Annotated in this window: 8 protein-coding genes; 4 read left to right on the forward strand and 4 right to left on the reverse strand. The window is 72.6% G+C overall.

What is annotated here, in order from left to right:
- Positions 1 to 114 precede the first annotated feature (114 nt).
- Positions 115 to 2,334, reverse strand: a complete 2,220-nt coding sequence (locus ACIBBD_RS11370) for an NADP-dependent isocitrate dehydrogenase (protein ID WP_399419080.1) — start codon at positions 2,332 to 2,334, stop codon at positions 115 to 117.
- Positions 2,335 to 2,546: 212 nt separating this feature from the next.
- Between ACIBBD_RS11370 and ACIBBD_RS11375 the strand changes: the two genes are divergently transcribed.
- On the forward strand, positions 2,547 to 4,148 hold the full coding sequence (locus tag ACIBBD_RS11375; protein ID WP_399419081.1) for a M1 family metallopeptidase: 1,602 nt from the start codon (positions 2,547 to 2,549) through the stop codon (positions 4,146 to 4,148).
- Between the two features lie 18 nt (positions 4,149 to 4,166).
- Here ACIBBD_RS11375 and ACIBBD_RS11380 read toward each other — a convergent pair whose 3' ends face one another.
- The 3 genes from ACIBBD_RS11380 to ACIBBD_RS11390 all read right to left on the reverse strand — a co-directional run bounded on the left by ACIBBD_RS11380 (position 4,167) and on the right by ACIBBD_RS11390 (position 8,037).
- Positions 4,167 to 5,258, reverse strand: a complete 1,092-nt coding sequence (locus ACIBBD_RS11380) for a mechanosensitive ion channel family protein (RefSeq protein WP_399419082.1) — start codon at positions 5,256 to 5,258, stop codon at positions 4,167 to 4,169.
- Between the two features lie 407 nt (positions 5,259 to 5,665).
- The gene (locus tag ACIBBD_RS11385) at positions 5,666 to 7,051 is read right to left on the reverse strand and encodes a hypothetical protein (RefSeq protein ID WP_399419083.1); all 1,386 of its coding nucleotides are present in this window, start codon (positions 7,049 to 7,051) and stop codon (positions 5,666 to 5,668) included.
- 44 nt (positions 7,052 to 7,095) lie between these two features.
- Positions 7,096 to 8,037 (reverse strand): YbhN family protein, encoded by a 942-nt coding sequence (locus ACIBBD_RS11390; protein ID WP_399419084.1) that lies wholly within the window; start codon positions 8,035 to 8,037, stop codon positions 7,096 to 7,098.
- A 186-nt stretch (positions 8,038 to 8,223) separates the two neighbouring features.
- Here ACIBBD_RS11390 and ACIBBD_RS11395 point away from each other — a divergent pair, with 186 nt between their 5' ends.
- The 3 genes from ACIBBD_RS11395 (at position 8,224) to ACIBBD_RS11405 (ending at position 12,442) form a co-directional block, all read left to right on the forward strand.
- Positions 8,224 to 10,110: an ABC transporter ATP-binding protein gene (locus tag ACIBBD_RS11395; protein WP_399419085.1), complete on the forward strand. Its 1,887-nt coding sequence runs from the start codon at positions 8,224 to 8,226 to the stop codon at positions 10,108 to 10,110.
- 175 nt (positions 10,111 to 10,285) lie between these two features.
- Positions 10,286 to 11,359, forward strand: a complete 1,074-nt coding sequence (locus tag ACIBBD_RS11400) for a nitrous oxide reductase family maturation protein NosD (protein WP_399419086.1) — start codon at positions 10,286 to 10,288, stop codon at positions 11,357 to 11,359.
- A gap of 54 nt (positions 11,360 to 11,413) precedes the next feature.
- Positions 11,414 to 12,442: a methyltransferase gene (locus ACIBBD_RS11405; protein ID WP_399419087.1), complete on the forward strand. Its 1,029-nt coding sequence runs from the start codon at positions 11,414 to 11,416 to the stop codon at positions 12,440 to 12,442.
- Positions 12,443 to 12,597: the final 155 nt, after the last annotated feature.

Genomic DNA, 12,597 nt, shown 5'->3' on the forward strand with positions numbered 1-12,597 from the left:
GGAAGGCGGACGGTCCTCACCCCGGACACACCTCCGCCCCGACCGGGCGGTGCACCGGTCGGGGCGGAGGGGGACAGGGCGGGAAACCGGAACCGGCTTCTCAGCCCTCCGGCGTCAGCTCAGCGAGGCCAGCGTCTCGTTCCACGTGGCCGACGGGCGCATGACCGCCGCGGCCTTCGCCGGGTCGGGCTGGTAGTAGCCGCCGATGTCGGCCGGCTTGCCCTGGGCGGCGATCAGCTCGTCGACGATCTTCTGCTCGTTCGCCGCGAGCGTCTCGGCGAGCGGGGCGAAGACCTTGGCCAGGTCCGCGTCGTCGGTCTGCCGCGCCAGCTCCTGCGCCCAGTACAGGGACAGGTAGAAGTGGCTGCCCCGGTTGTCGATGCCGCCGACGCGACGGGTCGGGGACTTGTCCTCGTTGAGGAAGGTCGCCGTGGCGCGGTCGAGGGTGTCGGCGAGGACCTTGGCGCGGGTGTTGCCCGTGGCCGTGGCGTACTGCTCGAAGGAGGGGACGAGCGCGAAGAACTCACCGAGGGAGTCCCAGCGCAGGTAGTTCTCCTTGACCAGCTGCTGGACGTGCTTCGGCGCGGAACCGCCGGCGCCCGTCTCGAACAGGCCGCCGCCCGCCATCAGCGGGACCACCGACAGCATCTTGGCGCTGGTGCCCAGCTCCAGGATCGGGAAGAGGTCGGTGAGGTAGTCGCGCAGCACGTTGCCGGTGACGGAGATGGTGTTCTCGCCGCGGCGGATGCGCTCCACCGACAGCTTGGTGGCCTCGACCGGGGCGAGGATGCGGATGTCCAGGCCCTCGGTGTCGTGCTCCGGCAGGTAGGCGTTGACCTTGGCGATCAGGTTGGCGTCGTGGGCGCGGGTCTCGTCCAGCCAGAACACCGCCGGGTCGCCAGTGGCGCGGGCGCGGGTGACGGCCAGCTTGACCCAGTCACGGATCGGCGCGTCCTTGGTCTGGCAGGCGCGGAAGATGTCGCCCGCGGAGACCGGCTGCTCGATCAGGACGTTGCCGGCCTGGTCGACCAGGCGGACCGTGCCGGCGGCCGGGATCTCGAAGGTCTTGTCGTGGGAGCCGTACTCCTCGGCCTTCTGCGCCATCAGACCGACGTTCGGGACGGAGCCCATGGTCGACGGGTCGTAGGCGCCGTTGGCGCGGCAGTCGTCGAGGACGGCCTGGTAGACGCCGGAGTAGGAGGAGTCCGGCAGCACCGCGAGGGTGTCGGCCTCCTGGCCGTCCGGGCCCCACATGTGGCCGGAGGTGCGGATCATGGCCGGCATCGAGGCGTCGACGATGACGTCGGACGGCACGTGCAGGTTGGTGATGCCCTTGTCGGAGTCGACCATCGCCAGGGCGGGGCCCTCGGCCAGCTCGGCGTCGAAGGAGGCCTTGATGGCGTCGCCCTCGGGCAGCGACTCCAGGCCCTTGAGGATGCCGCCGAGACCGTCGTTCGGGGAGAGGCCGGCCGCGGCCAGCGTCCGGCCGTACTGCTCGAAGGTCTTCGGGAAGAACGCGCGCACCACGTGACCGAAGATGATCGGGTCGGAGACCTTCATCATCGTCGCCTTCAGGTGCACGGAGAACAGCACGCCCTCCGCCTTCGCCTTGGCGACCTGGGCGGCCAGGAACTCGCGCAGCGCGGCGACGCGCATCACGGAGGCGTCGACGACCTCGCCCTCGAGGACCGGTACCGACTCGCGCAGGACGGTGGTGGAGCCGTCCTCGGCGACCAGCTCGATCTTCACGGAGCCCGCCTCGGAGATGACGACGGACTTCTCGGTGGAGCGGAAGTCGTTCTCGCCCATGGTCGCCACGTTGGTCTTGGAGTCCGAGGACCAGGCGCCCATGCGGTGCGGGTGGGTCTTGGCGTAGTTCTTGACCGACGCGGGCGCGCGGCGGTCGGAGTTGCCCTCACGCAGGACCGGGTTCACGGCGGAACCCTTGACCTTGTCGTAGCGGGCGCGGATCTCGCGCTCCTCGTCGGTCTTCGGCTCGTCCGGGTAGTCCGGCAGCGCGTAGCCCTGCGCCTGGAGCTCGGCGACCGCGGCCTTGAGCTGCGGGATCGACGCCGAGATGTTCGGCAGCTTGATGATGTTCGCCGCGGGCGTCTTGGCCAGCTCGCCCAGCTCGGACAGCGCGTCCGGGATGCGCTGCTCCTCGGTCAGGTACTCCGGGAACACGGCGATGATGCGCCCGGCCAGCGAGATGTCCCGCGTCTCCACGGAGACACCGGCCTGCGAGGCGTACGCCTGGACCACCGGCAGGAAGGAATACGTCGCCAGGGCCGGGGCCTCGTCAGTGTGCGTATAGATGATGGTCGAGTCAGTCACCGGGTGCTCCGCTCCACGTCTGCAACATTGCTCGACATCAAGATATCTCGTGATCGACCTCGACTCGACAGCGGACCGCACACACGTGCAGGAGTCGTACGGAAGAACCGGTTCCGGGCAACCGGACGGGCCGGTCCCGCGGTCATGAAGGGTGATCGCCCACTGATCCGGCGGCCGGCCCGACCATCCGGCCGCCCGAGCGAAAGCGGACCATGAGACATCGCACCAGAGTGACGGCCCCGGCGGCCGCGCTGTTCGGCACGGCGGCGGCGCTGACCGCGGGCGCCACGGCGTACGCGGCCCCGGGGAACAGCGCCGCCCCGGACACGAAGGAGCCGCGGGCCGGCGCGCCGGGCACCGCGGACCACTCGGCGGGCCCGGCCCCCGAAACCCTCGGCGACCCCGTCTTCCCCTCCCTCGGCAACGACGGTTACCGCGTCCTCGCCTACCACCTCGACCTCTGCTACGACGCCACGACCGCCCTCGTGGACGCCACCGCCACCCTCACCCTGCGCACCACCCGGGCCCTCACCCGCCTCTCCCTCGACGCCCTCGGCCTGGACGTCCGGGACGTCCGCGTCGCCGGGCGCAGAGCTGTCTTCGAGCAGGCGGAGGAGAAGCTGCGGCTCACACCCGCCCGCCCGCTCCCGGCGAAGGCCGTGACCACCGTCCGCGTCACGTACACGGCGGACCCGCGCCGCACGCTCGCGCACACCGCCTGGGTGCCCACCCCGGACGGCTTCGCGGTCTGCCCCCAGCCGAACTCGGCGCACACCGTCTTCCCGTGCAACGATGACCCGTCGGACAAGGCCGGCTTCACCTTCCGGATCACCGTCCCGGCCACCCTGCGCGCCGTCGCGAGCGGCTCGCTCGTCCGCACCGAGCACCTGGCCGGCGACCGCGTCGCGTACACCTACCGCTCGCGCGCGCCCATCGCGACGGAACTGGTGCAGATCACGGTCGGCGACTACGTGATCAGGAACCGGCGGGGCCCGCACGGGCTGCCGCTGCGGGACGTCGTGCCGACCGCCCGCGCCGAGGCGCTGGAACCCGCCCTCGCCCTCACCCCGGGCCTCGTCGAATGGATCGAGGCGCGCCTGGGCGCCTACCCCTTCGAGACGTACGGACTGCTGCCCTGCAACTCCGACGACCCGAAGGCCTTCGACTTCACGGGCCTGGAGACGCAGACCCTCACCCTCTACAAGCCGAACTACCTCCTCCAGGAGGAGCAGAAGATCGGCTCGCACATGATGCACGAGCTGGTCCACTCCTACTTCGGCAACAGCGTCAGCCCCGCCACCTGGGCCGACCTGTGGCTGAACGAGGGCCACGCCGACTTCTACGGGCTGCTGTACCGCTACGAGCGGGGCTGGGCCGACTCCCTCGGCCTGACCAGCCTGGAGGCCCGTATGAAGGACACGTACGCGCGCGGCGACCAGTGGCGGAAGACCTCGGGCCCGGTCGCCGCGCCGAACGCGGCCAACCTCTTCGACAACCAGCGCTACCTGGGCGGCGTCCTCGTCCTGTACGCGCTGCGCCGACTCGTCGGCGAGGACGTCTTCCGCGCCGTCGAGCGGACCTTCCTGGCCAGGTTCCGCGACGCGTCCGCGTCGACGGACGACTACATCGCCGTCGCCTCGCACGTCAGCGGCCAGGACCTGACCGGCTTCCTGCGCGAATGGCTGTACGGGACGACGACCCCGCGGATGCCCGGCCACCCGGACTGGACGGTCGCCCCGGTGCCGCCGTCGCTCGTCGCCCCGAACCACCGAAGCGACGGGCAGCACTGGCACGAGAACTCGGCGACGCTCTGAGCGCTCCGGACAGCGGGGTCACCCCTCGAGCCGGGCGGAGGGCACTTCGCCCGGCTCGCTGCGCTGCTGCGGAATCACCACCGTCCCCTGCTGGAGCGACACGTTGCGGGCGGGGGCCGGGATGCGGATGCCCTCCTCGCGGAAGCGGCGGTGCAGGCGCTTGATGAACTCGTGCTTGATCCGGTACTGGTCGCTGAACTCGCCGACGCCGAGGATCACGGTGAAGTTGATGCGGGAGTCGGCGAAGGTGTGGAAGCGCACCGCGGGCTCGTGCTCCGGGACCGCGCCGGTGATCCCGGTCATCACCTCGGCGACGACCTCCGTCGTGACCCGCTCGACGTGCTCCAGGTCGCTGTCGTAGGCGACGCCCACCTGCACGAGGATCGTCAACTGCTGCTCGGGGCGCATGAAGTTGGTCATGTTCGTCTTGGCGAGCTGCCCGTTGGGGATGACGACCAGGTTGTTGGAGAGGTTGCGGACCGTCGTCTGACGCCAGTTGATGTCCTCGACGTACCCCTCCTCGCCGCTGCTCAGCTTGATGTAGTCGCCCGGCTGGACGGTCTTGGAGGCGAGGATGTGGATGCCCGCGAAGAGGTTGGCGAGGGTGTCCTGGAGGGCGAGCGCGACGGCCAGACCGCCGACGCCGAGAGCGGTGAGCATCGGCGCTATGGAGATGCCCAGGGTCTGCAGCACCACCAGGAAGCCGATGGCCAGGACCAGGACCCGGGTGATGTTGACGAAGATCGTCGCGGATCCGGCGACGCCGGAGCGGGAGGTGGTCACCGTCTGCACCAGCCCGGCGACCACCCGGGCCGCCGACACCGTCACCACGAAGATGAGCAGCACCGTCAGACACTGGTTGACGGTGTGCTGGACGGCCCGGGTCAGCGGCAGCACCGCGGCCGCGGCCGCCCCGCCGCCCACGATCGCCGCCCACGGCACCACCGTGCGCAGCGCGTCCACGATGACGTCGTCGCCGCTCCAGCGGGTGCGCTTGGCGTGCTTGGCCAGCCAGCGCAGCATCGTGCGCGAGAGGAAGGCCACCAGCAGCCCCGTCGCCAGGGCGATGCCGGCGAGGACGCAGTCGTCCAGGGTCAGCGCGCGGTTCACCGGTCACCTCCGGGACGTCGTTCCGCGGCGAAGGCGGCCGCCGGCGGCCGGATGTGAAGTCTCGTCACGTTGTCACCTGCTCGAAGTGCGGGAAGTGCGGTCGTGTCCGTCCGAGGACGGACGCGACCGCTCATCCTGCCGTATCCGGAACGGCAGTTCGCACCCGGCGGCCGGCCGGGAGCACTCCTTCGGCCACGGACACGGCGGCACCGCACCACGGGCTGGGGCACCGGACCGTGGATCTCGACCTCCGCAGGGCCCGGTGCTCCGGCCCGGACTCGCTCCGGAGCGGCTGCGGCGCCTGAGGCCACACGTGCCTCACACCTGAACCGAGTCGGTGATCCCGTCCTTCCGGGGCGGTCCTCGAACCGGTCGGCCGGGTACTCCCGGGCCGGCCCTCGAATCGGTCAGCCGGGTACGCCCGCCCGGTCCAGCAGCGCCGTCATCTCGCCGACCGGGAGGGTGGGGTTGGCGGCCGCGGCACTGCCCACCCATGGGTCGTCCAGCAGTTCCAGCAGCCGGGGCAGGGGCAGGCGCGGGTCGAAGGCGGCAGCCGACCGCACGCTCGCCGACTCGTCCCGGCTCAGCCGTTCGACGAGTTCGGGCATCGTCTCCGGATCGCGCAGCGCGAGGGCCCGTTCCCGCGGATCGGCCGCGTCGGCACATCGCCGTGCGAGCCCGGCCGAGGGGAACTGCGGCCTCGCGGTCAGCATGCCCACGGCCCGGTGCGTGCCGTGCAGAAAGAGGTCGAGCAGCAGCTCCGGCGGCGCCTCGGGGTGCCGCTCGGCGAGCAGCAGGCGTACGCCGAAGTCCTCGTCGTCGGCGAGGAGTCGCACACAGTCGTCCGGCAGAGCGGGGCACACGGCGGCGCTGCGCCGCAGCCAGGTGTGCGCCGACCGCGCACACCGGCGCAGCACCTCCTCGTCCTCACGGGCCCGCCACACCCACAGCAGGGTGTCCAGCCGGTCCTCGGGCCGCACCTCCCAGTCGATCGCCGCCCGTTCCTCCTCCGAGAGCTCGGGGCGGGCGGAGACCGCGAGACGTACGGCGGGGTCCTCGTGACGGGCGAGCGGGGCCGCGAGGTCCGCGGGGAACGTCGGGTTGCCCACGAGCCGCTCGAGGTGCGTCCCCTCGGTCAGCAGGCGCTCGGCGAGACCACGCTCCAGCTTGCCGTACGCGAGGATGTCCCACCGCCACAGGTTGGCCGTGGAGGCTCCGACGAGCCAGGCGGTGCGTTCCTCGTCGTGCTCCATGACCTGCAGCGCGGCGTACGTACGTACCTCCGGGTCCGGGTCGTCGAGGAGTGCCTCGCGCACCTCCCGCGTCAGCTCGCCCCAGCCGCGGCGGCAGGCCGCCAGCCGGAACAGCCGGTCCTCGTGCGTGGCGAGCGGCAGCAGCACGTGGGCGGGCGTGGAAGGCGCGGCGACCGTCTCGTACCGCACGTTGCTGTTGGCGTGGTTCAGCAGCCGATCGTAGGCCCGGTCGGGCAGCGGCGGCGCCGTCGTGCCGTACGGATGCGGGCCGACGGCGACCAGGATGGCGTCCGACTCCGGCCCGTCCAGCAGACGGGCCCGCAGCCCGGGATCGGCGTTCGCGCTCTCCGCCAGCGCCGAGCGCACCCGGCGGTCCGGGTGGGCGAGCATGGCCTCGGCCACCTCGTCCGGCACCGACGTGCGCCAGGACAGCCGGGTCACGACGTCCGCGTCGTACTCCAGCTTCAGCAGCCGCAGCAGAACCTCGGCCGGCGCCGCCGCGTTGGCGGCCAGGCCGGGTATCGCGTCGCGTGCCGTCATGTCCGCCCCTTCGCCGACGTTCCGCATACGCCAGAGGCTACGGGTCAGATCACTCTCAGCCGCACCAGGGTCCCCAGCGTCAGCGCCCCCGGGAGCAGGGGCAGCCACACGGTGATGACGCGGTAGGCGAGGACCACGGCCGTGGCGACCGCGGGCGGGCCGCCGGCCGCCACCAGCGCCACGGTCAGCGCCGCCTCCACCGAGCCGATCCCGCCCGGCGTGGGCACCAACGCGACCGCCACGGTCGCCGCCAGGTACGCCACCGCCATGTGCGCCGGCGGCACCGGCAGGCCCAGCGCCCGCCCCACCGCGGCGAGGGAGGCCGCCTGCAGCGCCGGGAACGCGAGGGAACCGCCCCACAGGGCCAGCGCCCGCGCCGGGCGCGTGTGCACCGAGCGCGCCTCGTCCAGCGCGGTGCGCAGGAACCCGCACACGGCCGACCGCAGCCGCCGTACGCACACCAGGGTGCCCGCCGCCACCAGGACGGCCGCGCCGAGCACCCCGAGGAGCGGGCCGAGCGCCCCCTCGGGCAGCAGGGCGCCGAGCCGCAGCGCGCCGGGGAAGGCCAGGAGCAGCGCGGCCAGCAGGCCCACCCGGGCGATGCCCTCCGCCAGGAGGTACAGGGCGAGCGCGGCCGAGGAGCGGGCCGGCGGCACCCCGCACACGGCCATGAACCGCAGGTTGACCGCGCTCGCGCCCAGGCCCGTCGGCAGCAGGTGGTTGGCGGCGCCCGCCGCGAACTGTGCGGCCAGCAGCCGCAGCCGGGGCAGCCGCTGCACGACGGCGCCCTGCCGGGTGACGGCCGCCGCGACCCACGTCAGACAGGTCGCCCCGGCCGCGGCCAGCAGCCAGGGCCACCGGGCCGTGCGCAGATGACCGAAGCCCTCGGCGAGGACGGACCAGTGGCGCGCGGCGACGTACCCGACGAGCACCAGCGGGAGCAGACACAGCGCCCGGCGGACGGGCGGACGCCGACGGGACCGCACGCGGGGGAGCGGGTCCGGGGGGAGCGGGCCCTGGGGAGGAGGCCCTGGGGGAAGGTGAACCGCGGTCACACCGGAAGAGTCTTTCCGCGCCACGTCAACGACGGGTGACCGCGGTGTGGACGGCGGCCGGGGAGGAGACGTCGCCGTCTTGACCTCAACCTTCCTCGAGGTCCTAGCGTCGCTTGCATGAGTATGGAGACCACCGCCTGGACGCAGCTCTACAGCGTCATGAACGCCCAGCACGAACGCCGCCCCTTCGACCGCGCGACCCTGCGCCGCATCGGCGCCTTCGCCCGCCCGCACCGCCGCCGTATCGCCCTGTTCGTCCTGCTCGGGGTGGCGACCGCGCTGCTCGCCGTCGCCACGCCCGTCCTCGCCGGGCGGGTCGTCGACGCGATCGTGTCGCACGGCGACGCCGCCACCGTCGTCCGGCTGGCGCTGCTCATCGCGCTGATCGCGCTGCTGGAGGCGGCGCTCTCCATCCTCGCCAGGAGACTCTCGGCGACGCTGGGGGAGGGGCTCATCCTGGATCTGCGCACGGCCGTGTTCGACCATGTGCAGCGGATGCCGGTCGCCTTCTTCACCCGCACCCGTACGGGCGCGCTCGTCTCCCGGCTGAACAACGACGTGATCGGTGCCCAGCGCGCCTTCAGCAACACGCTCTCCGGAGTGGTCAGCAACCTCGTCACCCTGCTGCTCACCCTCGCCGTCATGCTCACCCTGTCCTGGCAGGTCACCCTGCTCGCGCTGGTCCTGCTGCCGGTGTTCGTGGTGCCCGCCCGCCGCGTGGGCCGGCGGATGGCCGGCATGCAGCGGGAGGCGGCCGCGCTCAACGCGGCGATGGGCACGCGCATGACCGAGCGCTTCTCCGCGCCCGGCGCCACCCTGGTCAAACTCTTCGGCCGCCCCGAGCAGGAGTCGGCGGAGTTCGCGGCCCGCGCCGCCCTCGTCCGGGACATCGGCGTGCGCACCGCCACCGCCCAGTCCGTGTTCATCACCTCCCTCACCCTCGTCTCCGCCCTGGCCCTCGCGCTGGTCTACGGCCTCGGCGGCCGTCTCGCGCTGAACGGCACCCTCGACCCCGGCGCCGTCGTCGCCCTCGCGCTGCTGCTGACCCGCCTGTACGCGCCGCTCACCGCGCTCGCCGGGGCGCGCGTGGAGGTGATGAGCGCCCTGGTCAGCTTCGAGCGCGTCTTCGAGGTGCTCGACCTGAGGCCGCTCATCGAGGAGAAGCCGGACGCCCGGGACGTGCCCGAGGGACCGGTCTCGGTCGAGTTCGACGACGTCCGCTTCGGCTACCCGTCCGCCGACAAGGTCTCCCTCGCCTCCCTGGAGGAGGTCGCCACCCTCGACACCCGCGGTGGCGCCGAGGTCCTGCACGGCGTCTCCTTCCGCGCCGAACCCGGTCACACGGTCGCCCTCGTCGGCTCCTCCGGCGCCGGCAAGTCGACCATCGCCCAACTGCTGCCCCGCCTCTACGACGTCGACGCCGGCGCGGTCCGCATCGGCGGGGTCGACGTCCGCGACCTGAGCGCGCGGTCCATGCGCCGGACGCTCGGCATGGTCACCCAGGACGGTCACCTCTTCCACGACACCGTCCGCGCCAACCTCCTCCTCGCCAGGCCCGAGGCCGGGGAGGACGAACTCTGGGACGCCCTGCGCCGGGCCCGCCTCGACGACCTGGTCCGCTCCCTGCCCGACGGCCTCGACACGGTGGTCGGGGAGCGCGGTTACCGCCTCTCCGGCGGCGAACGGCAGCGCATGACGATCGCCCGGCTGCTGCTCGCCCGCCAGCGCGTCGTCATCCTCGACGAGGCCACCGCCCACCTCGACAACACCTCCGAGGCGGCCGTCCAGGAGGCGCTCGCCGAGGCCCTGGCGGGCCGCACCGCGGTCGTCATCGCGCACCGCCTGTCCACCGTGCGCTCCGCCGACCTGATCCTGGTCGTCGAGTCCGGCCGGATCGTCGAACGCGGCACGCACGAGGAACTCCTGGCGGCCGGCGGTCGCTACGCCGAGCTGTACCGGACGCAGTTCGAGCAGCCGGAGGCGGTGGCCGGGGTGGTCGCCTGAGGGGGAGCGCGGGCGCCCGGGGCGTGTGGTCCGGCTGACCGGGCTGTGCGGGCGCCCGGGAGGTGGGGCCCGGAGCGTGGGGCCCGGCGCCCCTCGGCGTGGCCGGGCCCCAAGACACGCCGCCGGATGGTCCATCCCGCCTGCCCGCGGACCATCCGGTCCTATGGTACGGAATATGACGAAATGCCACATTGTGTACCTCGCGTGCACCGCAGCCATCGTCGGGACGGGGCTCGGTGCAGCCCCGACCGCCGCCGCCCACACGACCCATGTGGTCCACCCGGGACAGTCGATCCAGAAGGCCGTGGACGCCGCCAAGCCGGGCGACACCGTTCTCGTGGCCGCCGGCACCTACCGTGAGAGCGTCAAGGTGACCACGCCGGACCTCACCCTGCGCGGGGCGGGCGCCGACACGGTGATCCGGCCGAGCGTCAAGAAGGCCGGCGCCGGCACGGCCGTCAACAGCTGTGCCCAGGCCGGCAACGGCATCTGTGTGGAGGGCACCAAGGACCGCCGCCTCAAGGGCGTCACCGTCGCCTCCCTCACCGTCACCGGCTTCACCAAGTCCGGAGTCTCCGCCGTGTGGACCGACCGGCTCAGCGTGCGGAACGTGACCGCGGTGAAGAACGGCGTCTGGGGCATCGCGCAGGAGCGCTCGCTGCGCGGCGAGTTCCGCAGGAACACCGCCCGGGAGAACGGCGACGCGGGCCTGTTCCTCGCCAACACGATCACCGCCGAGGAAGGCGCCATCGACACCAAGGGCGCGGTGGTCGCCCGCAACCACCTGGAGGGCAACCGGATCGGCCTCACCGTCCGGCGCCTGCGCAACCTCACCGTCAAGAAGAACCACCTCACCGGCAACTGCGCCGCGGTCTTCGTCGTCGGCGACGAGAACAAGCCCAGGGCCGGCGCCCTGACCGTCCGCGACAACCGCATCGTGCGCAACAACAAGTCCTGCCCGAAGACCCCGCGGCTGCCTGCCCTGCAGGGCTCCGGCATCGTCCTGACCGGCGCCGAGGACACCGTGGTGACGCGGAACGTGATCACGGACCACGCGGGCACCTCGCCGCTGTCGGGCGGCATCGTCCTGTTCAAGAGCATGGTCGGGGCGACCAGCGAGCGGAACCGCATCAGCGACAACACGCTGCGGCGCAACTCGCCGGCGGACCTCGTCAACACGGACACCGGCAAGGGCAACACCTTCGAGCGCAACTCCTGCCGGGTGTCCAAGCCCGCCGGACTGTGCTGACCGGCCTCCCGGAACCTCCGTATCCGTAGTCCCGAGAAAGAAGGAAGGCGGCACATGACGACCGCTGAGACTGCTCCACCGCCGTCCATGCGACTGAGGGAGCTGGCGTTCGGGGCGGCGTGTGCCGCCGCCCTGCGCGCCACCGCCCGGCTGGGGGTCGCCGACGCCCTCGGCGACAGCCCCATGTCCGTGGAGGACCTCGCCGCGGCGGTGAAGACCGAACCCCGGCCGCTCAGACGGCTGTTGCGGGCCGTGTCCTGCTACGGCGTCTTCACCGAACGCCGGGACGGCACGTTCGCGCACACCGACATGTCCCGGCTGCTGCGCGAGGACGACCCGCACAGCCTGCGCTACATCACCCTGTGGTGCACCGAACCGTGGACCTGGGACGCCTGGCCGCAGCTCGACGAGGCCGTGCGCACCGGCCGCAACGTCGTCGAGGACCTGTACGGCAAGGAGTTCTTCACCTACCTCAACGAGGACGCCCCCGAGTCCGCCGAGGTCTTCAACCGGGCCATGACGACCTCCAGCAGGCAGTCCGCCCGGGACGTCGCCCAGTTCCTCGACCTGTCGGGGAGCTCGTCGGTCGCCGACATCGGCGGCGGCCAGGGGCACGTGGTGGCGAGCCTGCTGGAGAAGTACCCGTCGCTGCACGGAACCCTGCTCGACCTGCCGCGCGTGGTCGAGAACGCCGACCCACGGCTGCGGGCCGGAGGCGCGCTCGCGGACCGGGTGCGCATCGTGCCCGGTGACTGCCGCGCGGCCATCCCGGTCAAGGCCGATGTGTACGTCATCAAGAACATCCTGGAGTGGGACGACGACAGCACCGCCCGGACCCTGCGCAACGTCATCGAGGCGGGCGGGCCCGGGACGCGGGTCGTCGTCATCGAGAACCTCGTCGACGACACACCGTCCATGCGGTTCAGCACCGCCATGGACCTGCTGCTGCTCCTCAACGTCGGTGGCGCGAAGCACACCACCGAGAGCATGGTCCGCCGGCTGACCGACGCCGGGCTGGTCATCGGCGACGTCCGCCCGGTCAACCCCTACCTGCACGCGTTCGACTGCACCGTCCCCCGCTGACCGCCCGGGGCCCGCACCCCGCGCAACCACCCGTCGCCGGGGGGGCGCCCCCCCCCGGCCCCCCCCCCCCGGGGGGGGGGCGGGCGGCCGCCCCCCGGGGGGGGGGGGGCCCCCCCGGGGGCCCCCGTGGCCCAAGCCGGCGAGGGGGCACCCCC

It is taken from the genome of Streptomyces sp. NPDC051315 (genome assembly GCF_044455165.1).
Classification (GTDB): domain Bacteria; phylum Actinomycetota; class Actinomycetes; order Streptomycetales; family Streptomycetaceae; genus Streptomyces.

Bases quoted from the DNA above. Each gene is read 5' to 3' on its own strand.
- ACIBBD_RS11395 (WP_399419085.1), top strand. From the start codon at position 8,224: ATGAGTATGGAGACCACCGCCTGGACGCAGCTCTACAGCGTCATGAAC.
- ACIBBD_RS11405 (WP_399419087.1), top strand. From the start codon at position 11,414: ATGACGACCGCTGAGACTGCTCCACCGCCGTCCATGCGACTGAGGGAG.
- ACIBBD_RS11375 (WP_399419081.1), top strand. From the start codon at position 2,547: ATGAGACATCGCACCAGAGTGACGGCCCCGGCGGCCGCGCTGTTCGGC.
- ACIBBD_RS11385 (WP_399419083.1), bottom strand. From the start codon at position 7,051: ATGACGGCACGCGACGCGATACCCGGCCTGGCCGCCAACGCGGCGGCG.
- ACIBBD_RS11400 (WP_399419086.1), top strand. From the start codon at position 10,286: ATGACGAAATGCCACATTGTGTACCTCGCGTGCACCGCAGCCATCGTC.